A 24222-nucleotide genomic window follows, 5' to 3' on the forward strand; every position below is an offset into this window, starting at 1 on the left:
GTGGGGGTCTCTGCCTCGGTGCTTACGCATCTGCTGGCAGCGGCAGCGCTGGCCTGGGTGGTGGTTCCGCCCCCGGAGGAGCCACCTGAGGAGGAAGCCGTCGAGGTTGTGCTCGAGGAGTGGGAACCTCAATTCGATGAGCCCGATGCCGACCTTCCGCCAGAAGATCCTCCCCCGCGCGAGAATCCGCCGCCGGAAGAAGAAGTTCCTGCCCCGATCGAGCCTGTGCTCCCTGAAGAGCCGCCGCCCGAAGAAGAGCCCGAGGAAGAAGAAAACGACGAGTCACCGGAGCCTCCAAAGCCCACCAACGAAGCGATCGCTGTGGAACTGCAGAACCCCGAGCCGGCCGACGAGGAGCCTGAAGACGCCGAATTTGTCGCCGAGGTCGCCCAGAGCACCGATGTGCAGATGGTCGCCAGTGAGACGACGCTCGAAGATGCCGAGCCTCCTGAGCCCGAAGAGGAGGCCAGCGCCCCGGAGCAGCAAGCTCCGCCGGATGCGCCGGAGTATCTTGCCAGCGAGAGCGAGGTCACTGACGAGGACCTGGAAGGCGCCCGCGAAGATGAGGGAGCGGAAGATGCCGCCATCGCCCGGGCGGAAGAGCCTTCGAACATCGACAGGGAGGCCAGCGCGCCGGCGTCGCAGGCAGCAAGCGCGCCGAAAGAAGATGTCGCGCCTGAACGTGAGCCGCCAGAGCCGTCGTCGGACGAGATCGCCATGAGGTTGCCCGCCGAAGAGCCCGCCGAGGCGCCGCTTTTTCCCGAGCGTACCGCCGAGTCGGCAGACGCGCCCGAGTCTCAGGAGGAGCCGCCCGTCGCCCCTCAACCCGAGCCGGAGTCTGCCGGTGTGGCCGATGAGACGCTGGGGCCGGCGCGCCTTTTCGGGCGAGATATGAAGGCGTACCAGGAGGTGTTTGAGGAGAGGGATGCGGAGCGCGCCGAAGAGATCGCCGACGCGCGCGCCTCCCAACGCCGGCGCTTGCTCAGCGGCTGGCAGGGCGACAGCGCGAAGTTGCGCGCCAGTCTGCAGAACTTCGTGCCCCATATTCAGGTCGGGAATCACACCCAGGTCAACGCCGCATCGGCCGCGCACGCCACGATGATCGCGCGCATGCACCGGCGCTACATTCATCCGCAGTGGGCCGAGGGTTTTGTGCGTCGCATCGAATCCGATCTTCCCGTCTGGGATCCGCTCAACAACCTCGAGCTGATGGCTCGCCTCGAGATCGTCATCGACGCGGAGAAGGGGGAGGTGGTGGATGTCGTTCGCCTGGAGAGCTCCGGCAATGAGTTCTTTGATGGCCAGGCGATCATCGTCGCCTGGAACGTCACCTCGGTCTCGCCAGTGCCCGAGGAGGTGGTCAGCCACGATGGCCGTGTCTACATCCACTGGGAGTTTGCGCGCGGGCCCAGACTCTGCGGTACCTTTGGCGCGCGGATCTTCAAGCTGACGGAGCCCGGGGCCGAGCGCCAGCTGGAGTCGCCTTGAAGCCCTTGCGAGCTTGACTTTAGGCCGGGGCGCCCCTAGTGTCCCGCGCCGTACGCAGCCTCGGCCTACTCTCCATGGGTGGGTTGCCGGGGAGTTGATGCGTACCGGAGCAATTCATTTTACTTTTGACCATAAGGAACCCCATGGCCCTGCATCCGGATCGCAAAGCGGAGATCATTGAACAGTTCAAGCGCGGTGAAGGCGACACCGGCAGCCCCGAAGTTCAGGTGGCGCTGCTGACCAACCGCATCAATGAGCTGCAGACCCACTTTGAGAGTCACAAGCACGATCACCACTCGCGTCGCGGCCTGCTTAAGCTCGTTGGCCAGCGTCGCCGTCTGCTTGCGTACCTTCGCAAGACCGACGTCAACCGCTACCGAGAGCTGATTCAGGCGCTCGGCCTGCGTAAGTAAGACCTTTTGCCCCCGCTGAGATGGCTCGGCGGGGGCAATTTCGTTACGAGCCTGAGTCGACACGACGATTCAGGGAGAGGACAACGACGACGTTGGCTTCGATAGGGTAGCCTGTAACAGGCCCCCTCAGCGCAGATTGAGCGTTGGTGAGTCCTGTTACATGCTACGCAATCGCGCCCTACCAAAGTTGTTCGAGTCCCCCCGTCACATTGTTCTCGACGATGCTCTGGTGTCCACTCGCCGGCCCGTAGGCCGGGGCAGGGTGCCAGGGTTCATCTGCGGGGCAGGGCTCAACGGGCTCGTTTTTTGAACTACCGCAGCGCGGGGATCGGCCCTGTGTGCGGCGACAATGTTTGAGGAGAAAGATATGGCGATTATTCGTGAAGGCGCAAAGTTTGGGGACCGTGAACTGATCATCGAGACCGGCCGCATGGCCCGTCAGGCCAACGGCTCGGTGGTGGTGCAGTACGGCGATTCGATGGTGCTCTGCACCGCGACCGCCGGTGGCGAGCGTCCCGATCTGCCCTTCTTTCCGCTGATGTGCGACTACGTCGAGAATATGTGGGCGGCGGGCACCATCCCCGGCGGCTACTTCAAGCGCGAAGGCAAGCCCAGCGACAAGGCCGTGCTCAGCAGCCGCCTGATCGACCGCCCCTGTCGTCCGCTCTTCCCCGACGGCTACATGAACAACACCCAGCTTATCGCGTGGGTGATCAGCGCCGACCGTATCCACGACACCGACATCCTGGGCATCACCGGCGCCTCGACCGCGCTGATGATCAGCGACATCCCCTGGAACGGCCCGGTGGCCGGCGTGCGCGTGGGCCTGGTCGATGGCAAGTTCATCGCCCACCCGAGCTTCGAAGAGCGCGAGCGCTCCTCGCTGGATCTGGTCATGGCGATCAGCCCCACCGCCGTGGTGATGGTCGAAGGTCTGGCCGATGAAGTTCCCGAAGACGTGATGGTGGAAGCGCTTGAGTTCGGCCGTGAGTCCGTCCAGGACGTGCTCGACCTGCAGCTGAAGCTGGCGCGCTCGATCGGCAAAGAGAAGATGGTCGTCAACGTCACCAAGCGCGACGACGCCATCGACAAGGCCGTCAAGAAGGCTGCCGGTACCAAGCTCAAGAAAGCTCTGGCGGTGGCCGACAAGCTCGAGCGTTATAAGGCGCTCGATGCTCTTAAAGACGAGATCGTCGCCAAGCTCGAGAAGGACTACCCGGAGAACCTGGGCGATGTGAAGGACGCCTTCGGTGATCTTAAGAAAGACGTCGTGCGTAAGGCGACCGTCAAAGACAAGATCCGCATCGACGGCCGTGGTCCCAAAGATATCCGCCAGATCACCTGCGAAGTTGGCGTGCTGCCCATGGCTCACGGCTCGGCGCTCTTCACCCGCGGTGAGACGCAGGCGCTTGTGACCACCACGCTGGGCACCGAGCGCGACGCGCAGCGCATCGATACGCTCGAAGGCGACATGACCCGCAACTTCATGTTGCACTACAACTTCCCGCCCTTCTGCGTGGGTGAGGCCAAGCCGCTGCGCGGCACCTCGCGCCGCGAGACCGGTCACGGGACGCTGGCCGAGCGCTCCATCTCGTCCTCGCTGCCCGATCAGGCCTCGGAGTTTCCCTACACCATCCGCATCGTCAGCGATGTGCTTGAGTCCAACGGGTCGAGCTCCATGGCCAGCGTCTGCGGCGGCAGCCTCGCGCTGATGGACGCCGGTGTGCCGGTCAAGCACGCCACCGCCGGCATCGCCATGGGTCTTATCAAAGAGGGCGACGACCTGGTCATCCTCAGCGACATCCTCGGCGATGAAGACCACCTGGGTGATATGGACTTCAAGGTCTGTGGCACCGAGAAGGGCATCACCGGCTTCCAGCTCGATACCAAGATCGAGGGGCTGAGCAGCCAGACGATGGTCGACGCGCTGATGCAGGCCCGTGAAGGTCGCCTGCACATCCTCAACATCATGAATGAGGCGCTGAGCACTCCGCGCAAAGATCTGGCGGCGACCGCCCCGCGCATCCTCACCATCCAGATCCCGGTCTCCGAGATCGGCACGATCATTGGCCCGGGCGGCAAGACCATCCGCGCCATCCAGGAGACCACCGGCACCACCGTCAACGTCAGCGACGACGGGACCGTGCGCATCGCCTCGACCGGTCAGGCCGCGGCCCAGCAGGCTATCGAGATCATCGAAGGTCTCACCGAGAAGCCCGAGGTCGGCAAGATCTACCTGGGTACGGTTAAGACGGTCGTGGACTTCGGCGCGTTCATCGAAGTGCTCCCGGGCGTCGATGGCCTCTGCCACATCTCGGAGCTGACCGAGGGTCGCGTCAACAAGGTCGAAGACGTGCTGCGCGAAGGCGATGAGTGCCTGGTCAAGGTCATCGCCGTCGACAACCGCAGCGGCAAGATCAAGCTCAGCCGCAAAGAAGCGCTGGCTGAGCGCGGCGAAGACGCCGGCGAGTGATGCGTGACGCGAAGGAGGCTCGACGCTCCTCGCTGATCGGCATCATTGCGTGATTAAAAAAAGCCCGCACCGACCTCCCCGTCGGTGCGGGCTTTTTTACGTTGAGCGACGTTCACGATGGCGTCCTGATGCGCCGAGGGTGACTATCGTGGTGGAGGCCGTCGTGTTGAGCGCAGCACAGGTCGGCGACCGGGTGAACTTTAGAACTCTTCGATGAATCGACGGTGCAATCCCCCCGTCAGACCCGGGACGCCTCGGTGGTGCGGGTTGTTGAGGCCCGGGCCATTTGATAGTTTGAGCGCGTCGACGTCGGCGCGCCATCAGGCCGCGGCGTCTCTTCAATCTCCGGTGGAGGATTGCGATGCGAAAACTCAGTTTCCTGGCCATGCTCACCTTTGTGTTGCTCGCGTTCTCGTCTCAGGCCACGGCCGAGGAGGGGATCGCCGGGATGCTCGGGGCGATCGAGTGGGGCGACAGCCGCGATGAGGTCGTTGAGAAGTTGCGCGAGCAGATGATCCAGGAGGTGCGCGACGATGAGAGCCTGCGAGGCGACCGGGTGGCCATGCAGCGTGCGCGCCAGCGGGCGCTCGACCGCGCTCGTGCCGTCGAAGACAGCCACACCCCGCTTCGAGGTGCGCGTACCGGCTACGAGGTCAGCATCATCTCCGGGGAGTTCAATAAAGATAATAACGAGGAGCTTCTGCGCGTTCGCGACGAGGTTGCCCAGCGCTACTACCTCTTCGTGGACGGCAAGCTCTACCGGGTGGTCGTGGCCTACAACAGCGACTATGTCGAGAACGTGGGCTTTGAGACCTTCCTGGCGCAGGCCAGTCGCCGCTACGGTCGCGCCGTCTCCTCGGATTACGGGGAGGTGTTTGGTGAGGAGGTGCTGGTACGTGCAACCTGGGAAGACCGGGATTCGGAGCTGCGCGTGGAAGATAAGCGCGAGTTTTTTGGGACCTTCGCCATGATCTTCAGCGACCGCAGCATGCTCTCGGAGCTGCGTGCCGCCAACCGCCTGGCGACAGGTGAGCAGGCTCAACAGGCCGAAGTCTCCGAACGGGTGCGTGCGCTGCAGCGCTCGGAGGCCGTCGATCGCCACGCCGGCGCGGTCGACTCGCTGCTCGGCGGCGATACCACCGTCGATCTTTCGGCGGGCCGGCCTGATTACAGCGAAGAAGACGCTGCAGCGGCCGAGGCTCAGGCCCGTGCCGAGGCCGAAGCCCGGGCCGAACGTGAGCGCGAGGAAGAGAAGAAGAAAAAGAAGAAGAAAAAGCGTCGTCAAGAGCGTACCGACTTCAGCGACCTGGAAGCCGGCGGTGGCGACGACCTGATCATTTACTAAAGCCTCGACGCTCGCCACACTGGCGAGCCATCGATGCGATCCTCGCGGGCCGGGGCTGCAAACGCGGCGCTCGGCCCGTGGTGTATCAACCTCTGGAGTTATGTGATGACCTTTTCGAAGTCCCCGAGATTGCAGCGTTCCACCTCGAACTACCGCGCCGGAGCGCTGGTTGCGGCCGGCCTGGCCCTGGGAAGCCTGATGGCGTGTGGGGGAGATGAAGATCCCTTTGCTGAGTTGGAGCCGGCCGCGCCGCTTTCCCTGGATAAGTCGCAGATCGGCGTGGGCATCCACCACGGCGATGCGCTGGCACTGGCCGCGAACCGCTCGGAGTCGGTGGAGGTGGTCAACGCCACGGCGGCGCACGGCCTGTTGCGGGTGAAGTCCTACGATGAGATCGCCACGGTTGTTGGCGAGTACCACGCGCACCCCTTATCGCGTTTTGAACCGCGCGACGCCAACGCGTTCCCCACCAGCGGTACGCCTGCCGGGCGTCTGGCGGCTCGCGCCGATGATCTTGTCGCGGAAGTAGACCTGGCCGGTCAGGAGGCCGAGGTGGAGCTCGTTTCCGAACTGAGCATTGTGGTGGACTTCTGGCGCGAGCGCGGCGACTGGCTGGTGCGCTGGGATGGTCTGCTCAACCAGGGCACCAACATCGAAGGGGAGGGCACCTACGGGTTCACGCGCCAGGAGATGGTCGACGATCTCATCGCCGATCTTACGGAGGTCGCCGAGACCCATCAGCCCACCTGGATCATTGTGGGCGACGCGATGGATGGTCTTCTGGCCGGGCCCGACGGGGAGCCCATCTCGGAGGCCGAGTTCGAGGCGTTTGAAGACTTCTTCGGACAGGCGGTCGACGCCATCAAAGAGGCTTCGCCAGAGACGAAGGTGGCAGCCGGTTTCCACTGGGAGAACATCACGGGTGTGATCGCGGCGCGCTACGCCGATGGCGAGGTTGACGAGGCGGCGATCGACCAGGCCTTTGCCGAGGTCGTGCTTCCCTTCGTCAATGCCGGTGATGCCGTGGCGCTGCGCAGCTACGCGGTGCCCCAGGATATGGTGGAGTCGCACTACCAGTATCTGCGCCGCATTGAAGTGCGCCACGGGGTGACCAAGCCGGTGGTGATTTACTCGGCGTCGAGCCCCATCAGCTCGCAGACGGCGTATGCGCAGCAGGCCAACTACTTCACGCGTCTGCTCGAATACATGGGCGGGGTGAACGTGGAGCTTCTGGCCTGGGAGCGACTCACCAACATCGACGGCGTCGACACCACCGACCAGACGATCATGGGACGTTGCCGCACGCTCACCAACCCGGAGAACCGCGTGGTGGTGATGGAGCAGAGCCGCTGCTTCGACGGGCTCTTCTCGCTCTTTCGGCCCAAGGCGGTGATGGATCTGCTGAGCGCGCAGGCCGCTGAGTGAGACTTTTTGAGTAAGTGAAACATGCCGAAGGCCGCGCGTTTGCGCGGCCTTCGGCGATCTGGATGTGCTTTTGCCCGGCGATGCTCCGCCGGTTCCGGAGGTGCTGCGCGCTCAGGGCGACGTGTCGCCGGGGTCGGTGTTGGGGCGCTCTTCGGTGGCCGTATCTGGCGAGTCCGTTTTGCGGGACTCCGCGGCCTCCGGTGAGGCGGTTGGGGCGTCGGAGGAGGGAAGCGCGCGCGAGAGGGCTTCCTCGATGCGATCGATCTCGTCGACGCCAAAGGCCACCTCCAAAACGCGGCCGTCGGCACCGACCAGCGCGTAGGTAGGGAGCGCGCGCACCAGAAAGGCCTCTGTGAGCGCGCGGTCGGTGTCGAGGTAGACCGGGGAGTGACGCGCGTCGTTGCCCTGGAGGTAGTCACGAACGACCGCGGGCTCCTCATCGCTGATGGTGAGGATGGTGAGGCGCTCATCGTAGCGTTCCGCGATGGCGGCGATACGCGGCTCGGCCAGCTTGCACGCCTGGCACCACGTGGCCCAGAAGTCGAGGAGGTAGGGTTTGCCATCCAGGCTTTCGGCTGGAAGCGGCGCGCCATCTGCGGGCTGAAGTTCGTGGGCGGGAGCGGCAGCGCCCACCAGGTGGCGGCGCGCGACCTCATCGGGGGTGGGGGAGGCGGGCAGCTGCAGGCTGCGCGTTAAAACCTCTTCGCCGCGCCGCACGGTGATGTCGACGGTGGAGTTGATGCGCTTTCCCCGCACGAGTGCCAGAAGTTTGCCGGCGGTGCGCACCGGCTCACCATCGACGGCGATGACGCGATCGCCCTGACGAAGCTCGGCCTGATCGGCCGGTGAGGTGCGCAGCACAAGCTCGACCTCCACGCCGGTGCCGTCGCTTGCGCCCAGGATGATCCCCAGCCAGGGCCGGGCCAGTGGCCGGGCAAACTCCGACTCCTGGGCAAAGGCCACAGGCGCCGTGAGGCTGAAGGGGGCCAGACTCAAGACGATGAGAAGGAGGCTTCGGCGGAATAGCTTGGTGTTCATAGGATTTCTGCTCTAGGTTCGGCCAGCGCGCCCCTTAGTATCATGCTGGCGAGGCGGTCGCGAGGTTGCCGTGAGATGAAGAAGACGAGCGAGAATGCCGATGTGTTCAAAGGCGAAGTTACACAGGGTCTGGGTGGGGTTGAGTCTGCTGGTGGCGCTGGCGTGGCCTGATCTGGTGTATGCCAGCGAGGGAGCTGCGGTGGCGCCCCGGTGGCCTATGCTTGCCGCCGGGGGGCTTCTGGTGGTGGCCGGCATGGCGTTGATGACCCTGCGCCGCGCCTGGTTTGAGCTGTCTTCTCGCGCAAAGGTCTGGCGCGTGATCGGTGTGACGCTCGCCGGGGTCGGGTTCTACGCGTTGACCTTCGGGGTGACCGAGCCCCCGCCCGGCGGGGAGCGTGTGGGCTGGATCACCTCGTACTCCGAAGCTCAGGCGCTTGCCCGAGCCCAGAATCGCCCGATCGTGCTCGACTTTACTGCCGACTGGTGTCTGGCCTGCGGGGAGATGGAGCGGGAAGTTTTCGAGCACCCGCAGGTGCGCCAACGCCTCGAAGAGGAGTTTGTTACCCTGAAGCTCGACTATGAGGCCGGAGACGCCGAGACAATTGCGGCCATTCAACGCTTTGAAGTGTCAGGCCTGCCTCGAATCGCGTTTGAGAGCCCCGATGGGGAGTTCCTCCGCGGCCCCAGCTTTGAGGGTAAGCTCGGTGTGGAGGAGTTCAACGAGCGCCTGGACGCAGCGATTGAGGGGCGCGACGCGGGCTCCGAAGGGTGGCTCTCCGACGCGCTCAAAGAGCGCGGGCTCTGGGCGGTGTTTATGCTGGTCTTCGGAGCCGGGGTGCTCTCGAGTTTTGCGCCCTGTGTCTATCCGCTGATTCCCATCACCATCGGTGTCTTCGGCGCGCGGCAGGCCGCCACGCGGCGAGAGGCGTTTTTACTCAGCCTGACCTACGTATTCGGCATCGTGGTGACCTATTCGGTGCTCGGAGTGATGGCGGCGAGTCTGGGGACGGTGTTTGGCGGATTCTTGCAGCACCCGGGGGTGCAGCTGGGCATCGCGCTGCTCTTTGTGGTGCTGGGGCTGGGCACGCTGGGCGCCTGGGATATGCGACTTCCCGGCGGGCTGCAGACGCGTCTGAGCCAGGCCGGCGGGGCCGGCTTCGGCGGTGCTTTTGTGATGGGGCTTGTGGCCGGGGCGATTGCTGCGCCCTGCATCGGTCCGGTGGTCGCGGGCATCCTGGTGTACGTCGCTCAGCAGGGCGATGTGCTGCTGGGCTGGTCGTTGCTCTCGATCTTCGCGCTGGGTCTGGGGCTGCTCTTTCTGGTGCTTGGCACCTTCTCCGGCCTTATTCAGCGGTTGCCGCGCGCCGGCGGTTGGATGGAGGGCAGCAAAGCGGTCTTCAGCGCGGTCTTCTTCGGGCTGGCCCTCTTTTATGCGCGTCTGGCGCTGCCGGTGCTGGTTACGCAGACCGAGCGGATCTGGTGGGCACTCTCCAGCGCGCTGGTAGGCTGAATCAATTCTCCTCTACGTCCGGTCGCAGGTGGGGCAGGGGCCGATGCGCGACCGGCCGGAATCAATGCTTGACGCTTGGTGACCTGTGTATACCTTGGGCGCGATCTGGCCCGGTCGTGCCTGTCATCTGGCAGTGTGATGGCGAACGTCACACGAATCGAAGCGGGTCACCCTCATCCAAACTGGCGCAAGCTCGGGCGCGTTGTCTGCGTTCCACAAAGAGGCTTGCGCGAGCCTGAGCTATCAGGAGGTAAGAGCTCATGCCTATCTACGAATACCGTTGCGCCGGCTGCGGCCATGTTTTCGAAGAGATCCAGCGTTTTTCGGATCCCGATCCGGAGGCTTGCCCCAAATGCGGGAGTCCGCAGGTCGGGCGGATGATCTCGGCCAACTCCTTTCAGCTCAAGGGAGGGGGCTGGTACGCGCAGGACTACGCCGGCTCCTCTTCGTCGTCCTCGAGTAAGCCTTCGGGCGGCGGGGGCGAGGGTTAGAGAACGCTTACTGAAAAAACGTTTGGTGATGAATGAAGTGTGCCTAGGATTGGCGCTGACAGATGAAGAGGGCCAAAAAGGCCGTCGGCTCGCACGCTGAGGTGACGGGCGGTGGCCGGGCCCCACGGACCTATTGTTCCAGCTTAAGGAGAACCAAAATGGGCAAAATGATCGGAATTGACCTGGGTACGACCAACTCGGTTGTGGCAGTGATGGAGGGCAAAGAGCCCAAAGTGATCGCCAACCAGGAAGGTTCGCGTACGACTCCCTCGGTGGTTGCGTTTGACGACAAGGGCGATGTGCTGGTGGGCCGCGTGGCCAAGAACCAGGCGATCACCAACCCGGAGAACACCATCTTCTCGGTGAAACGCTTCATGGGCCTGAAGTTTAAGGAGCTCAAGAACGAAGCGGATCGCGTACCTTATAAGGTCGTGTCTTCGGATAACGGCGACGCGCACATTGAGCTTCGCGGCAAGAAGCTGAGCCCGCCGGAGATCTCCTCGAAGATCCTGATGAAGCTTAAAGAGGCGGCCGAGAGCTACCTCGGTGAGTCGGTCACGGAGGCTGTGATCACGGTGCCGGCGTACTTCAACGACGCTCAGCGTCAGGCCACCAAAGATGCCGGCCGCATCGCAGGTCTCGACGTCAAGCGCATCGTTAACGAGCCCACCGCCGCGGCGCTGGCTTACGGTCTGGAGAAGACCGAAGAAGAGCTCATCGCGGTCTTCGACTTCGGTGGCGGTACCTTCGATATCTCCATTCTGGAGGTCGGCGAGGACGTCGTTGAGGTGAAGAGCACCAACGGTGACACCCACCTCGGTGGTGATGACGTTGACCAGGAGATCATCGACTGGCTCATCGCGGAGTTCAAGAAGGACACCGGCATCGACGTCTCCGGCGACAAGATGGTGCTCCAGCGCCTCAAGGAAGCTGCTGAGAAGGCCAAGATCGACCTCTCCAGCGTGCTGGAGACCGACATCAACCTTCCCTTCCTCACCGCGGACCAGAGCGGGCCGAAGCACCTCAACATCAAGCTGAGCCGCGCGAAGCTCGAGGCGATGATCGAGCCGATCATCGACCGCACGCTTGAGCCCTGCCGCAAGGCCCTGGAAGACCGCAACCTCAAGGCCAGCGATATCGATGAGGTGATCCTTGTCGGTGGCTCCACGCGCATCCCGCTGGTGCAGAAGAAGGTTGCCGACTTCTTCGGCAAAGAGCCCCATAAGGGCGTGAACCCCGATGAGGTGGTGGCCCTCGGCGCGGCGGTCCAGGCCGGCGTGCTCAGCGGTGACGTCAGCGACATGCTGCTGCTCGACGTGACCCCGCTCTCGCTGGGTATCGAGACCAAGGGTGGCGTGATGACCACGCTGATCCCGCGTAACACCACGATCCCCACCAAGCGTAGCGAGGTGTTCAGCACGGCCACCGATAACCAGACCTCGGTGACGGTGCACGTGCTCCAGGGTGAGCGTCCGATGTCGGGCGACAACCGCACGCTCGGGAAGTTCAACCTCGACGGCATCCCGCCGGCTCCTCAGGGTGTGCCGCAGATCGAAGTTGTCTTCGATATCGACGCCAACGGCATCGTGCATGTCTCGGCGAAGGATAAGGCCACCGGCAAAGAGCAGAAGATTCGCATCGAGTCTTCCAGCGGCCTGGCCGATGATGAAGTCGAGAAGCTGGTGCGCGAGGCCGAAGAGCACCGCGAGGACGACAAGCGCAAGCGAGAGCAGGCCGAGCAGCGTAATAAGGGCGAGGCGATGGTCCACTCCGCCGAGAAGACGCTCAAAGAGTTCGGCGATAAGCTCGACGCCGAGCAGAAGAGCGAGATCGAGGGCAAAGTGGAGGCGCTTCGTAAGGCCATCGACGCCTACGACGATGCCGCGATTGCCTCGAGCATCGAAGAGCTCGAAGCGCTGATGCACAAGGCGGCCGAGAAGATGTATGAGGCGACCGGTGGCGAAGCGCCCGGTGCCGACGCCGGCTCAGACACGAAGGGCGGCGATGATGACGACGATGTCATCGACGCTGAGTTCGAAGAGGCGAAATAATCACGGCGAGTACGTGATTGCCTGGAGGTAGGCGCCCCTGGCGCTCTACCTCCCCTTCGGGCTACAGAAGCCGGCGAGGTGATCCTCGCCGGCTTTTGTTATAGTAGGAGAGGCCGTTAGGATGCGTTTCCGAGCAAGACCCTCGAGTCTGTGAGTTGCTGGAGTAGCAGGTATGAGCACGAAGAAACCCAACACCGGTAGAAACGGTGCGGTGGAAAGTCACCAACTTGACGATGGCGCCTTTGAGCTTGTGGTCGATGAGGTGAGCACAGCGTCGGCCAGGGCCGCTGGAGGCACCAGCACGTCAAAGAGCGCTCCGAAGGAGGGAGGGGGCAGAGGCAAGCTCCTGGCACTTGGTGGCGTGGCGGCGCTCGGGATCGGTGCGGTTGTCGCAGCGACTATGATGTTCGGTGATACTGCGGAGCCCGGCAAAGACGACGTGGAGCTCGAGGAGGTTCCGTCGTTTCGCCCCTACGAGGGCTCGGGGGCGGTGGCTGAGCCTTCTCCAGAGCCTCGGGTTCGCGAGCGCCGGCCATCGCAGGGCTGGGAGGTCGAAGAGCAGGGCGATGAGCTCCTGGTCAACGGTGAGCCGGCTGAGGCGGATTGGCGCATCACGGAGAGGGATGTCATCGGCAAGGAGATCGATGGAGAGCGGATCATCGCCGACTCCAAGGGCGAGCCGATGTCCAAGATCGAGGCCGAGATTCGTGCTCAGAAGATGGTCGAGTCGATCGACAACGCTGAGTATGAGTTTGAGCGGCGCGGGCGAATTCGCGATGCGCTCAACTCCCGCATTATGGTGCCCAGCCGCGAAGGGATTGGACGCGTGGAGCTGGCTCCCGGCGTCACTCTGGGGGAGGAGCTGCAGGAGAAGCTGATCCAGCGTTACGGTAGAAGTGGGGGGGCGCTCAAAGGAAGCTCGGAAGAAGAGGTGATCGTCGAAGACGAGGAGTACTACGACGACCTCGATGAAGCGTATGACGAGGAGTTTTACCCGGAAGACGAGGAGTACCTTGAGGATGAGGCGTGGGAAGATCCGACGTACTGAAAGAATGACGCGCTGAGTCATTATGCGTCATTTTTGTGCGAAAAGCTGTTGACAGCATTCACGCTCTGACTTAAAAACCTCCTCGTTGTCGCCGAGGTGGCAGCGACTCCCAGGCGGGAGTAACTCAGTGGTAGAGTGCAACCTTGCCAAGGTTGAAGTCGCGGGTTCAAATCCCGTCTCCCGCTCTAAGAAAGCCCCGAATCGCCAAAAGCGATTCGGGGCTTTTTCGTTGTGCGGCCCGTCGCAGCGAGGCATTTGGGCGAACTCGCGAAGTGATTATTTTTGCAGAAAAGTGTGTTGACACCTTTGTCCGGTAGCTCTATAAACCTCCTCGTTGTCGCCGAGGTGGCAACGACTCCCATGCGGGAGTAACTCAGTGGTAGAGTGCAACCTTGCCAAGGTTGAAGTCGCGGGTTCAAATCCCGTCTCCCGCTCTAAAAAGACCCCGAATCGCGAAAAGCGATTCGGGGTCTTTGCGTTTCGGAACTTTCCGTCCATGCGCTCTTCTCAGCGGTGGGGTGCACGCGAAACGCGGTGGCTTTCCTGGCCGTCTTTGGTTGAGGACGCTTATAGGGCTGTGGGGGCTCCAGGTGCGTCTAGATGGCCGATTGGGGAAGTTGGGTGCAGCCGGGCAAGGGAAGTGGACAGAGCTGCTTAGCGTGGTCCCGGTGGCGTCCCAGGGAGGGCGCGGGGAGAGGGGGGCTTGTTGGTCCGCATGAGTTAGGGAGGTAGGGGAGGGCGAGTGGCTTAAGGGGGTGCTGGTGGGCATCTCCACGCTGTCGTGCCGTGTGCCGGGGCGTGCAGGTCGCGTGGTATGGATTCGGTTGACGTTGAAGGGGAGCGGGCTGTGGCGCGCATAAAAAAGCCCCCGACCCAGTGTGGGGCGGGGGCTAATTTTTAAAGCGCCAGGGTCAGTTCGCGGCGCCAACGAGGTCGGCCAGCGGGTCATCCTGGGTGATCATGGTGCGGACCTTCTCGGCGGCGGGGCTGGACTTCTCGTAGAGCTTGATGGTGCCGTTCTCCAGGCCCTCTTCCAGTGCGGCGTCGACGTAGTGGCCGGCGCTTTCAAGCGGATTGACGAAGAGGAAGCGCCAGGGGCCGAGGAACTCGGAGACCTTTTCAGCGCGCAGCTCCGAGGAGATTTCGGCGCGGGCGTCGGCTTCCAACTCGGCGGCATCTTCGCGCTCCTTGAGGCGGATGACGGCCAGGGTGTTGTCGACGCGGGCGACGCGGGGGAGCAGCGCATTGTCTTCGGAGAGGTTGAAGGTCTCGGTGAGAAGCTCGGTGTTCTGGCCGAGTTTGGGGATCTCGTTCCAGCTGCGGCCGAAGTTCATGCCGGCGAGCTGGGCGCGGAACATCGCCGGGATCTGCTGCCCCTCTTTGTTGAACATGCCGGTGGTCTCGACCGAGAGGCTGTTCCAGAGAGCGGCTTCGGTGCTCGGAGCTTCGCTGCCTTCGGTTTCCGCGGCGACTTCGGCCTGGATGGCGGCCAGCGCGTCTTCGAGCGAGCTGTTATCGGCTTTGGCGCGGGCGTGGAGGCGCTGAGCCATCTGAGCGCCGCGCTGGTCGACGAGGTCTTCGCGGAGCAGGGTGGAGGCGATGTCGTTCTGCACCTCGCTGAGTTCGGGCACGCCGGCTTCTTCGCGCTCTTCGACTTTGACGAGCATGCGGGCGAAGTCGGTCTCGACCTCGCGGACTTCGCCGACCTCGGCACCCTCGATCGCGGAGGCGATGGCGGCGTCGAGGTTTTCGGGGGTGGTCCAGTCCATCAGGCCACCCTGGCTGCGGGCGTAGTCTTCGGAGAGTTCGGTGGCCACCGCGGCGAAGTCTTCGTTCTGCTCCATGACGCGGGTCTTGGCCTGCTCGTAGCGGGCCAGGGCGTCGGCGTCTTCGGCGGCTTCGGCCGGCTTGGTGATGTAGATGCGGCGAATGCGAACACGCGCGTCGGTCTCAAACTCTTCGCGATTTTCTTCGAAATAGGTCGAGATGCGCTCGCCGTTGTTGGCGACGAACTCGGCGATGGCCTCGTCGCTGAGATCGAGGGCTCCGGCCAGGGTCTCCTGGGAGAACTTCACAAGTTCCAGGTTGATGCGGGTGTTGCGGAGCTCATGGAGCTCCGCCACTTCAGCCGGGGCGACGATAACCTGCATGTCGAGCATGGCCAGGTATTTGCGGGCGAGGAGCTCGCGGCGCTTGAAGGCCTCATAGCGCTGAAGGGGCACGCTGAGGCCGAATTTGACGTAGCGCTCGTAGAAGGGGCCGTCGAACTGGCCGGTGCGGCCGTAGCTGCTCAGGAACTCCACGTTGCGCGAGCCGTCGGTGATGTACTCGGCGAACTCTTCATCGCTGACACGCAGTCCGGCGTCTTCGGCGCGGTCGGCGAGCAGGTAGATGGCCAGCACGGCTTTGAGCGCGGTGGCCTGCTGCTCGTAGTAGGTGTCGTCGAGGGTCGTGGAGCGGTTGGCGCCGTAATAGCGGTTGTAGATGACGTTGACATCTTCGGTGAAGATGTCGGTGCCATCGACGCTGGCCATGAGCGCGCGGGAGCCCGAGGGGCGGCAGCCGTCGGCGGGAGCGCCGAAGAAGACCGCGAAGACGACGATCAGCAGACCGACGAGGATGTAAGAGAAGCCGCTTTTGGTGGAGCGGCGCATTTGATCGAGCATGGGGAAGTAACTCCTGCGACAATTCTTAACGAGGGCCGACGGCGCGCTCGTGTCTCCAGGACAAGGCGCGCGCACCAGTGCAGGTGGAATCAATGCCTGGTGCAATAGGTTCAATTCCGCCGGGCGGCTCAAGGCGGGGGATGTTAACGAGTCGGGATCGGGTTGGCAAGCTCGCCGCACTCGCGATGAGGTGGCCTGTAACGCGATGTAAAATCGCTATGAAAGCGGGCTATCGCGAGGGTGTGACGGTGGTCTTTTCGCTTGTGTTACTTTAACGATCTTTGTTAGCAGACGAGCTGCTTACGCGCCGCATCCAGGGCGCGGGTCGACTCCCACGTGGCGGGTCGACCGTCGAAGCACGTCACCTACAGGAAAGGCGCATGTTCAACAAGCTCCTCGGCCTCTTCAGTGATGATCTGGCCATCGATCTGGGCACGGCCAATACCCTTGTATATGCCAAGGGCAAGGGCATTGTGTGCTGTGAGCCGTCGGTCGTGGCGGTGCAGCGCGACGCGCGCGGGGGAAAGCGCGTTAAGGCGGTGGGGCGCGTGGCCAAAGAGATGCTGGGGCGCACGCCCGGGAGCATCGTGGCGATTCGTCCGATGAAAGACGGCGTGATCGCCGACTTTGAGATCACCGAGGCGATGCTGCGCTACTTCATGGGGCGGGCGCATAACCGTCGCAAGCTCTACTCACCGCGGGTCATTATCTGTGTGCCCTACGGCATCACCGAGGTGGAGAAGCGGGCGGTGCGCGAGTCAGCGCTTCAGGCAGGTGCGCGCGACGTGTACCTGATCGAGGAGCCGATGGCCGCGGCGATCGGGGCGGGGCTTCCGATTGCGGAGCCCTCCGGCAATATGATCGTCGATGTCGGCGGGGGTACGACCGAGGTGGCGGTGATCAGCCTCTCGGGCATCGTGTACTCGCAGTCGGCGCGCGTCGGTGGCGACAAGATGGATGAGGCGATCATCCAGCACATGAAGCGAAAGTATAACCTGCTCATTGGCGAGCGGACCTCGGAGATGATCAAGTGCACCATCGGCACCGCCTACCCGACCGAGGAGGTGATGACGATGGAGGTTAAGGGGCGAGATCTGGTTGCAGGTTTGCCCAAGACGCTTGAGGTCAACTCCGATGAGATCCGCGACGCGCTGCAGGAGCCGATCAACGCGATTGTTGAGGCGGTGCGCATCGCGCTGGAGCGAACCCCGCCCGAGCTGAGCGCGGATATCGTCGACAAGGGTATCGTGCTTGCGGGCGGCGGCGCGCTGCTCAAGAATCTGGATATTCTCATTCGAGAGGAGACCGGTCTTCCGGTGCTGATCGCCGACGATCCGATGTCGGCGGTGGTGCTTGGAAGTGGCCAGGCGCTCGATGAGATGGAGCTGCTCAGTGAGGTTGCCGACCACTCGTATTGATGCGTGTGGTGGAGCCTCTTCGTCCAATTCCTTCATCGAAAGCGAGAGCCCCGGATGTTGCTCGCATGGCTTGAACATCATCGTCGCAAGGTTGTGGCGATGGCGCTGTTGTTGGTGCCGCTGGTGATGTTCGCGACATCAGCGGGGGCGACGCCGGGCCATGAGGTCGGCGCGCCGGCGCGCTATGCGGCGGTGCCGATGGGGTGGGTTCAGACGCAGATCAGCGCGATGCTCGGTGTTACGGGCTTTTTCGGGGGAGCGGGCAGTGGCGAGCTTCGTGAGGAGAACGAGCGGCTTCGCCAGGAGGTCGATCGGTTGCGCGAAGAGAACACGCGCCTGATCGGTGTGCTGCAGGAGAACGGGCGGTTGCGGGAGCTCGTGGGGTTTCGCGAGCAACATCCCGAGTATGAGCTGATTCCGGCGCGTGTGATCGCGCGGGATACCTCTCCGTTTTTTCGTGTGTTGAAGGTTCAGATCACCACCGACGTGGAGCTTAAGCCCCGGATGCCGGTGGTGAGCGCGCAGGGCGTGGTGGGTCAGGTGCACCAGGTCTTTGAGGGCTATGCCGACGTGGTGATTGTGTCGGATCCGCGCAGTCGCATCGATGTGGTGAGCCAGCGAAACCGGGCGCAGGGGGTGGTTGAGGGGTTGGGGCATGAGCGCGACTATCAGGGGCGCATCTCGTACCTCTCGGAGCGCGATGAGGTGGTGGTGGGCGATGTGATGGTGACCAGCGGAATGGGCGGGATCTTTCCGCGGGAGCTTGTGGTGGGGACGGTCTCGGAGGTGCAGGCCTCGCAGAGGGGGCTCTTTCAGGAAGCGGTGGTGGAGCCCTCTGTGGACTTCTCGCGGCTGGAAGAGGTCTTTGTGATCGCCGGGGCGGAGTAGCCAGGATGTCGACTCTGATCGTGGTGATGGTGGCCTGGCTGATGCTTGTGGCCCAGGGGGCGATCGGTGGCTGGTTCGGGGAGTGGTTGGTGCCCCAGCTGGCGATATCGGTGGTGGTGTATCTGGGGCTGGAGCGGACGATGGTGGCCGGGGGTGTAGCGTTGCTGCTTTTACTCTGGCCGATCGAGTGGCTGGTCGGTGGCGTGGGGGGGATCTACAGCCTGGGGCTTGTGGCGGTGTTTTTTATGATGCAGCTCTTTCGGGGGAGGGTGCAGGGGAGTTGGGGGCTGTCGCGGGGAATTGTGGCGGCGCTGGCGACGCTTGTGCATAGCCTGGTGATGCTGCTGGTGCTCACGCTCTCGGAGTCGGGTGAGGGGGTGATGGCCTCGATCGCCTGGCAGATGTGGACGAGCTGTGTGGCGACGGCGCTTGCGACCCTTGTGGTGGGGCGTGTGCTGGGACGTCTGGATCGTTTGATGGATCCCCGGCGAGGGCGTAACGTGTTGGAGTTCCGGTCCTGAGGCCACTGGCGAGGACCGATGCACAGGCAGGTAGATGGGATTAGGCGACCTTCCAACACGGGGGAGGCACGGTGAGCTGGCGGAGTACGGCGCGCGCTACGGCTGGACGCTGGTACTGGTGCTGATGGCCTTTGGCATCATCGCGCTGCGGCTGTGGCAGATTCAGGTGATCGAGGGGGATCGCTACTACCGCGCCGCCACCGAGAACATCATTCGGCAGGTGGAGGTGTCGGCGCCGCGCGGTCGGATTCTCGATCGCTACGGGGTCGCGCTGGCGGAGAATCGCCCCTCGTTTGATGTGTATATGGTGCCGCATATCTTCCGGCGCCACGCCGACGAGGAGGCCTACGCGCTGCTCAAGCGTTACATGAACCTTTCGGAGGCGGAGCTCGGGCGGATTCGCAAGAGCGTGGAGTCGAATCGCGGCGAGGTGCTGCTGCGGCGCGATGTCCCGCGTCTGGAGGTGGCCCGTCTGGAGGAGGATCGGCTGCGTCTTCCGGGGATTGAGGTTCGGGCGACGGCGCACCGGCATTATCCCCTGCACCATGTGGGCGGCCACGCCGTAGGCTTTGTGGCCGAGGTGGGACGCAGTGAGCTTCGCGAGCTGCGAGCCTATGGCTACCGTCCCGGCGACCGGGTGGGGCGGATGGGGCTGGAGAGCGCCTTTGAAGAAGTGCTTCATGGTTCGCCGGGGTTGGACCGCGTGGTGGTCGACGCCCGCGGTAACCGCCAGGGGGAGTCGCAGACGCGTTTTCTGATCGGGGAGTACCAACGCATTGAGCCGGTGGCCGGTCGAGATGTGGTCTCGACGCTGGATGCCGACCTGATGGTCATCATCGATGAGGCGATGCGACGCCATGCGGCCGGTGCGGTGGTGGCGGTGGACCCGCGCGATGGGGCCGTGCGGGGGCTCTACAGCAAGCCCCACTTCAACCCGAACGCCTGGTCAGGAAGGCTCTCGGCGATGGAGAAGATGCGCAGCGATAACGACCCCTTTAAACCGATGCTTGATAAAAGCGTGAGCGCCTACTTCCCCGGGTCGGTTTATAAGATCGTGGGGACGTGGGCAGCGCTGCACGACGGAATCTATGAGCCTCATGATGAGGTGGATTGTCCGGGCTACTACCACTTCGGCGGGCGGCGCTGGCGTTGCCACAAGCGGGGCGGGCACGGCGATGTCGATGCGTTTACGTCGATGGCAATGTCGTGTGACGTGTATTTCTATCAGCTGGCCGAAGAGATGGGGATGGATCGGATGGCGGAGTTCGCTCGGCGCTTCGGGTTTGGGGAGCGGACGGGGTTGCCGATTAATCATGAGTCGGCGGGCCGAATCCCGGACACGGAGTGGTACCGGCAATACGGGCCCGACGGGTATACGCGGGGGATGGACTTGAACTCGGTGCTGGGGCAGGGCGATACGCTGACGACGCCCCTGCAGGTGGCGATGGCGTACGCGGCGATCGCCAACGGTGGGGACCTCTACTATCCGCGGATGGTGGAGGAGATCCGCAATCAGAGTGGCGAGGTTGTGTTTGAGTACGAGCCGCGGGTGAGGAAGAAGGTGGGGATTGATGAAGAGTCACTTGAGGTGTTGCGCCGCGGGTTGTGGATGGGGGTGGAGGACGATATGGGGACGGCCTCGCATGTAAAGCTGGAGCATAGCGAGGTGGCCGGAAAGACGGGTACCGCGCAGGTGGCGAAGATCGGGGCGGTGCGGGTGGCGAATAGCGATAAGGAGATTCGCCTGAGGGACCACGCCTGGTTTGCGGCGTACGCGCCCTATGAGGATCCGGAACTCGTGCTGGTGGTGTTTCTGGAGCACGCCGGTCACGGGGGGGCGGAGGCGGCGCCGGTAGCCATGGAGATCTTTGATCGTTACCTGACGCGGGATCAGGAGTTTGATGCGCTGGAGGTGCGGTTGGGGAGCACGCCCCTGGAGAGTGTGGGAGGGGCGCGATGAGGATGGGAGCAAAGACAGGTGGCGCGGCGCTCATCGAGCGCATCGAGTGGCCGCTGGCGATCGTCGTCATCCTACTCGCCGCGCTCGGTCTCTTTAATCTACGCAACGCTTCGCTCAACTCGCCGGCGTCTTTCCACCTGGCGCAGGCGGTCTGGTATATGGTCGGGGTGGGAGCGATCACGTTGGTGACGTTGATCCACACGCGCTTCTTTCAGCGCTGGGCCTATGTGGGGTTTGGGGCGGTGGTGCTGCTGCTGGTGGCGGTGGCGCTGTTCGGGACGGAGCTCAACGGATCGAAGCGCTGGCTGAACTTCGGGGCGTTTCTGGTGCAGCCCTCGGAGTTGTTGAAGCTGGCGGTGATTGTGGTGACCGCCCGTTATTTTAATGATCGTAATAAGGAGGGGAGCTATTCGCTGCGGGAGCTTGTGGCGCCGACGGCGATTGTGCTCTCGGGGGTGTTCTGGGTGTTTAATCAGCCGGACCTGGGGACGTCGCTGGTGATCCTGGCGATCTTCGGGACGATGGTGCTCTTTGAGGGGGTGCGCTGGCAGAGCGTTGTGGCGCTGGCGGTGGCCGGGGTGATCGCGCTGCCCTTCGGGTATGCGTTCGGGTTGAAGGAGTACCAGCGCGATCGGGTGATCTCGTTTATGAACCTGGATGCGGATACGCACGGGCAGTCCTGGCAGGTGCGTCAGTCGATGATCGCGTTTGGTTCGGGGCGAGTGTGGGGGAAGGGGCATGAAGAGGGCACGCAGATCCAGAAGGGTTTTGTGCCGGAGCATGAGAATGACTTCATCGCGGCGAACTGGGGCGAGGAGCGTGGCTTTGTGGGGATGCTCTTGTTGCTCGGGCTGTACTTTGCGTTTATCGCGGCGGCGCTCAATGTGTCTCGCAAGGCCAGGGATCGCTACGGAGTGTTGGTAGGGGTGGGGGTGGCGGCGCTTTTCTTCTGGCATACGGTGGTCAATCTGGGGATGGTGACCGGGATGTTGCCGGTGGTGGGGCTGACCTTGCCGATGCTCAGCTACGGGGGGAGTAGTCTGTTGACGATGATGGTGGCGATTGGGTTGCTCTTTAATGTGAGCTTTCACCGGCCGTCGTACGGGTAAGGGAGTGGGCAGTGGCGGAGCAAAGTGAGGCGACGGAGGAGCGCGAGAACCTGCTCTTGCCCGGGGAGGCACGCTGGGAGGGGGAGGATGGCGAGCCGATCATCGAGCTTGTCGATGTGTATAAGAGTTTTGGGGAGGATCACGTCTTAAAGGGGCTGAGCCTGAAGGTGATGCCGGGGAAGATCACGATCATTATCGGGGCGTCGGGCTCGGGTAAGAGCGTGTTGATCAAGCATATGAACGGGTTGTTGAGGCCGGATAAGGGGAGTGTGCGGCTCTTCGGGCAGGATGTCTCGGAGCTCGGTGATCAGGCGCTCGACCGGTTGCGCAAGCGGGTAGGGACGATGTTTCAGAACTACGCGCTCTTCGACTCGTTGACGGTGCGGGAGAACGTGGCCTTTGCGCTGGTGGAACACGGGGCGATGGCGCGGGCGAAGGCCGAGGAGCTGGCGGAGACCATTATCAAGGAGCTGGATCTGGGGCATGCCCTGGACCAGTACCCGGCGACGCTCTCGGGGGGCATGAAAAAGAGGGTGAGTCTGGCGCGGGCGATCGTGTCGAACCCCGAGGTGGTGCTCTTTGATGAGCCTACGACCGGGCTTGATCCGGTGATGATGGAGTTCGTCGATAAGCTCGTTGAGGAGATCACGCATAAGTACCAGCTGACCAGTGTGCTGATCAGCCATGACCTGGCGACGATCTTTCGGATCGCCGACCAGGTGGCGGTGCTGGCCGACGGTCAGATCATCTGCGTGGGCCGGCCGGAGGAGATTCGCGAGAGCGAGGACCCGCGGGTGCAGGAGCTGATCGGGGGGAAGGCGAAGTCGCAGATCGAGGTGCACGCGTCAGATGATTCCGAGCAGGCCGAGATGATCGTGCGGATGGAGGGGGTGCATAAGGGGTGGGGTAATAATCAGGTGCTGCGCGGGGTGGATTTTGAGGTGCCCACCGGCAAGCTGACCACGCTCATCGGGGGTTCGGGGTCGGGGAAGAGCGTGATGATGAAGCACCTGCTGGGGTTGCTCAAGGCCGACCGTGGGACGGTGGAGGTGTTTGGCCAGGATCTCTCGAAGCTGAGCGAGGGGGAGTTGCGGGAGTTGCGCACGAAGGTGGGGATGCTCTTTCAGCATGCGGCGCTCTTTGACTCGATGAGCGTGCGGGAGAATGTGGCGTTTCCGCTGGTGGAGCGGCGCGTGTGCAGCAGGAAGGAGGCGCACGAGCGCACGGACCGGCTGCTGGATCAGCTCAAGCTGATGGATATCGCCGAGCAGGTGCCGGTGCAGATCTCGAGCGGGCAGCAGAAGCGGGTGAGTCTGGCGCGGGCGCTTGTGACGGAGCCGCAGCTGTTGATTTACGACGAGCCGACCACCGGTCAGGACCCGATCATGTCGTTGTATGTCGAGGAGATGATCATGGAGGTCCAGGAGAGCTTCGACGTGACGAGTATCGTGATCAGTCACGATATGGCGTCGGCGTTTCGCACCGCAGACATGATCGCGATGTTGCATAAGGGGGAGATCATCGCCTGCGGGCCACCTCAGGTCATCGCGGACTCGGAGGATGAGCGGGTGCGCAACTTTGTATACGCCGCCGATGTGGCGGCGCAGGAGCGTGAGGCGGCGTCGCGGCGTGAGGGCGGGGGGTGAGTCCTGGGCGGAGGCCGGTGCTCAGGGTTCGCGCGGGGTGAAACGCCCGGCGTCGCGGACGTTGTATTTTTTAAAAACCTGGTTGAGGGCCTCGTCGAGATCGATGTCGAGGGAGTTTGCCAGGGCCAAGATCACAAAGAGCATGTCAGCGAGCTCTTCGGCGGGGTCTCCTTTGCCTTCGGTGGACTTGGGGGGCTTGTCGCCGTGGAGGTGGTTGATGGCGCGGGCGAGCTCTCCGAGCTCTTCGGTGAGCCTGGCGAGGTTGGAGAGGGGGCTGAAGTAGCCCTCGTCCCACTGGTTGATCCAGGCGTCAACTCGGGCTTGTAAGTCGGGGAGGGTTGGGGGAGTTTTCTTCATGTGAGTTCTGAGGGTATCGAAGGAAAGCGTTAAGGAGTCGACGTGGCTGGACCGATCGTAGAGGCGACGCGTTATGTGGACGTGTCGGATGTGGAAGCGGTGAAGGAGGGGGAGGGGACGATTGTGTTTGTGGGGGTGAGGCGTCTTGCGCTGTTTCGGGTGGGGGATGAGGTGCATTGCATTGAGAACCGCTGCCCGCACGCCGGCGGGTTTCTGGGGCTGGGGCGAGTGGAGGGGTGTCAGGTACGGTGCCCTCGGCATGACTGGGCGTTTGATTTCACCACGGGAGATTGCCTGAGCGACCCCCGCTACGACGTGCGGCGCTATCCGGTGCGCGTCGAGGAGGGCCGGGTGCTGGTGGGCGTGGCGGAGTGA

19 protein-coding genes and 2 tRNA genes are annotated in these 24222 nt (G+C 63.3%); 18 read left to right on the plus strand and 3 right to left on the minus strand.

What is annotated here, in order from left to right; genetic code table 11:
• From FRC98_RS07570 to FRC98_RS07590, 5 genes are all read left to right on the plus strand, one after another.
• Entirely contained in the window at positions 1–1488 is a 1488-nt protein-coding gene (locus FRC98_RS07570; protein WP_146980698.1) for a hypothetical protein, read from the plus strand.
• 143 nt (positions 1489–1631) lie between these two features.
• A complete protein-coding gene (gene rpsO / locus FRC98_RS07575) occupies positions 1632–1901 on the plus strand; it encodes a 30S ribosomal protein S15 (protein ID WP_146980699.1) in 270 nt (89 codons plus the stop codon).
• Between the two features lie 367 nt (positions 1902–2268).
• Positions 2269–4374 (plus strand): polyribonucleotide nucleotidyltransferase, encoded by a 2106-nt coding sequence (pnp, locus tag FRC98_RS07580; RefSeq protein ID WP_146980700.1) that lies wholly within the window; start codon positions 2269–2271, stop codon positions 4372–4374.
• A gap of 361 nt (positions 4375–4735) precedes the next feature.
• Positions 4736–5719 (plus strand): hypothetical protein, encoded by a 984-nt coding sequence (locus FRC98_RS07585; RefSeq protein WP_146980701.1) that lies wholly within the window; start codon positions 4736–4738, stop codon positions 5717–5719.
• A 105-nt stretch (positions 5720–5824) separates the two neighbouring features.
• A complete protein-coding gene (locus FRC98_RS07590) occupies positions 5825–7144 on the plus strand; it encodes a hypothetical protein (protein WP_146980702.1) in 1320 nt (439 codons plus the stop codon).
• Between the two features lie 111 nt (positions 7145–7255).
• On the opposite strand, the gene FRC98_RS07595 is transcribed toward FRC98_RS07590, so the two are convergent.
• On the minus strand, positions 7256–8182 hold the full coding sequence (locus FRC98_RS07595; RefSeq protein WP_146980703.1) for a PDZ domain-containing protein: 927 nt from the start codon (positions 8180–8182) through the stop codon (positions 7256–7258).
• Between the two features lie 94 nt (positions 8183–8276).
• Here FRC98_RS07595 and FRC98_RS07600 point away from each other — a divergent pair, with 94 nt between their 5' ends.
• The 6 genes from FRC98_RS07600 to FRC98_RS07625 all read left to right on the plus strand — a co-directional run bounded on the left by FRC98_RS07600 (position 8277) and on the right by FRC98_RS07625 (position 13716).
• Complete coding sequence (locus FRC98_RS07600; RefSeq protein ID WP_146980704.1) at positions 8277–9692, plus strand: cytochrome c biogenesis protein CcdA; 1416 nt, start codon at positions 8277–8279, stop codon at positions 9690–9692.
• Between the two features lie 260 nt (positions 9693–9952).
• On the plus strand, positions 9953–10183 hold the full coding sequence (locus tag FRC98_RS07605; protein ID WP_146980705.1) for an FmdB family zinc ribbon protein: 231 nt from the start codon (positions 9953–9955) through the stop codon (positions 10181–10183).
• Between the two features lie 158 nt (positions 10184–10341).
• The gene (gene dnaK / locus FRC98_RS07610) at positions 10342–12234 is read left to right on the plus strand and encodes a molecular chaperone DnaK (protein WP_146980706.1); all 1893 of its coding nucleotides are present in this window, start codon (positions 10342–10344) and stop codon (positions 12232–12234) included.
• A 172-nt stretch (positions 12235–12406) separates the two neighbouring features.
• Entirely contained in the window at positions 12407–13282 is an 876-nt protein-coding gene (locus FRC98_RS07615) for a hypothetical protein (protein ID WP_146980707.1), read from the plus strand.
• A gap of 113 nt (positions 13283–13395) precedes the next feature.
• Positions 13396–13467: transfer RNA gene (locus FRC98_RS07620), tRNA-Gly, on the plus strand.
• Positions 13468–13644: 177 nt separating this feature from the next.
• Positions 13645–13716 (plus strand) — tRNA-Gly (locus FRC98_RS07625).
• Between the two features lie 477 nt (positions 13717–14193).
• On the opposite strand, the gene FRC98_RS07630 is transcribed toward FRC98_RS07625, so the two are convergent.
• Positions 14194–15948 (minus strand): peptidylprolyl isomerase, encoded by a 1755-nt coding sequence (locus tag FRC98_RS07630; RefSeq protein WP_146980708.1) that lies wholly within the window; start codon positions 15946–15948, stop codon positions 14194–14196.
• Between the two features lie 380 nt (positions 15949–16328).
• Between FRC98_RS07630 and FRC98_RS07635 the strand changes: the two genes are divergently transcribed.
• The 6 genes from FRC98_RS07635 to FRC98_RS07660 are packed head-to-tail and all read left to right on the plus strand — an operon-like array spanning position 16329 to position 23490.
• On the plus strand, positions 16329–17366 hold the full coding sequence (locus FRC98_RS07635; RefSeq protein WP_146980709.1) for a rod shape-determining protein: 1038 nt from the start codon (positions 16329–16331) through the stop codon (positions 17364–17366).
• Positions 17367–17420: 54 nt separating this feature from the next.
• On the plus strand, positions 17421–18254 hold the full coding sequence (gene mreC / locus FRC98_RS07640) for a rod shape-determining protein MreC (RefSeq protein WP_146980710.1): 834 nt from the start codon (positions 17421–17423) through the stop codon (positions 18252–18254).
• Positions 18255–18259: 5 nt separating this feature from the next.
• Entirely contained in the window at positions 18260–18775 is a 516-nt protein-coding gene (locus tag FRC98_RS07645) for a hypothetical protein (RefSeq protein WP_146980711.1), read from the plus strand.
• 34 nt (positions 18776–18809) lie between these two features.
• Positions 18810–20735, plus strand: a complete 1926-nt coding sequence (mrdA, locus tag FRC98_RS07650; protein ID WP_146980712.1) for a penicillin-binding protein 2 — start codon at positions 18810–18812, stop codon at positions 20733–20735.
• A 2-nt stretch (positions 20736–20737) separates the two neighbouring features.
• The gene (gene rodA / locus FRC98_RS07655; protein WP_230467399.1) at positions 20738–21844 is read left to right on the plus strand and encodes a rod shape-determining protein RodA; all 1107 of its coding nucleotides are present in this window, start codon (positions 20738–20740) and stop codon (positions 21842–21844) included.
• Positions 21845–21855: 11 nt separating this feature from the next.
• On the plus strand, positions 21856–23490 hold the full coding sequence (locus FRC98_RS07660) for an ABC transporter ATP-binding protein (RefSeq protein ID WP_146980714.1): 1635 nt from the start codon (positions 21856–21858) through the stop codon (positions 23488–23490).
• Positions 23491–23511: 21 nt separating this feature from the next.
• On the opposite strand, the gene FRC98_RS07665 is transcribed toward FRC98_RS07660, so the two are convergent.
• Positions 23512–23847, minus strand: coding sequence for a nucleotide pyrophosphohydrolase (locus FRC98_RS07665; RefSeq protein ID WP_146980715.1), 336 nt, complete (start codon positions 23845–23847; stop codon positions 23512–23514).
• A 42-nt stretch (positions 23848–23889) separates the two neighbouring features.
• Between FRC98_RS07665 and FRC98_RS07670 the strand changes: the two genes are divergently transcribed.
• Complete coding sequence (locus tag FRC98_RS07670) at positions 23890–24222, plus strand: Rieske (2Fe-2S) protein (RefSeq protein ID WP_146980716.1); 333 nt, start codon at positions 23890–23892, stop codon at positions 24220–24222.

This window comes from Lujinxingia vulgaris (genome assembly GCF_007997015.1).
In the GTDB taxonomy this organism is placed as follows: Bacteria; Myxococcota_A; Bradymonadia; order Bradymonadales; family Bradymonadaceae; genus Lujinxingia; species Lujinxingia vulgaris.

Coding starts and splice junctions, on each gene's coding strand:
- rpsO (WP_146980699.1), top strand. CDS start 1,632: ATGGCCCTGCATCCGGATCGCAAAGCGGAGATCATTGAACAGTTCAAG.
- pnp (WP_146980700.1), top strand. CDS start 2,269: ATGGCGATTATTCGTGAAGGCGCAAAGTTTGGGGACCGTGAACTGATC.
- FRC98_RS07585 (WP_146980701.1), top strand. CDS start 4,736: ATGCGAAAACTCAGTTTCCTGGCCATGCTCACCTTTGTGTTGCTCGCG.
- FRC98_RS07590 (WP_146980702.1), top strand. CDS start 5,825: ATGACCTTTTCGAAGTCCCCGAGATTGCAGCGTTCCACCTCGAACTAC.
- FRC98_RS07595 (WP_146980703.1), bottom strand. CDS start 8,182: ATGAACACCAAGCTATTCCGCCGAAGCCTCCTTCTCATCGTCTTGAGT.
- FRC98_RS07600 (WP_146980704.1), top strand. CDS start 8,277: ATGCCGATGTGTTCAAAGGCGAAGTTACACAGGGTCTGGGTGGGGTTG.
- FRC98_RS07605 (WP_146980705.1), top strand. CDS start 9,953: ATGCCTATCTACGAATACCGTTGCGCCGGCTGCGGCCATGTTTTCGAA.
- dnaK (WP_146980706.1), top strand. CDS start 10,342: ATGGGCAAAATGATCGGAATTGACCTGGGTACGACCAACTCGGTTGTG.
- FRC98_RS07615 (WP_146980707.1), top strand. CDS start 12,407: ATGAGCACGAAGAAACCCAACACCGGTAGAAACGGTGCGGTGGAAAGT.
- FRC98_RS07630 (WP_146980708.1), bottom strand. CDS start 15,948: ATGCTCGATCAAATGCGCCGCTCCACCAAAAGCGGCTTCTCTTACATC.
- FRC98_RS07635 (WP_146980709.1), top strand. CDS start 16,329: ATGTTCAACAAGCTCCTCGGCCTCTTCAGTGATGATCTGGCCATCGAT.
- mreC (WP_146980710.1), top strand. CDS start 17,421: ATGTTGCTCGCATGGCTTGAACATCATCGTCGCAAGGTTGTGGCGATG.
- FRC98_RS07645 (WP_146980711.1), top strand. CDS start 18,260: ATGTCGACTCTGATCGTGGTGATGGTGGCCTGGCTGATGCTTGTGGCC.
- mrdA (WP_146980712.1), top strand. CDS start 18,810: ATGGGATTAGGCGACCTTCCAACACGGGGGAGGCACGGTGAGCTGGCG.
- rodA (WP_230467399.1), top strand. CDS start 20,738: ATGGGAGCAAAGACAGGTGGCGCGGCGCTCATCGAGCGCATCGAGTGG.
- FRC98_RS07665 (WP_146980715.1), bottom strand. CDS start 23,847: ATGAAGAAAACTCCCCCAACCCTCCCCGACTTACAAGCCCGAGTTGAC.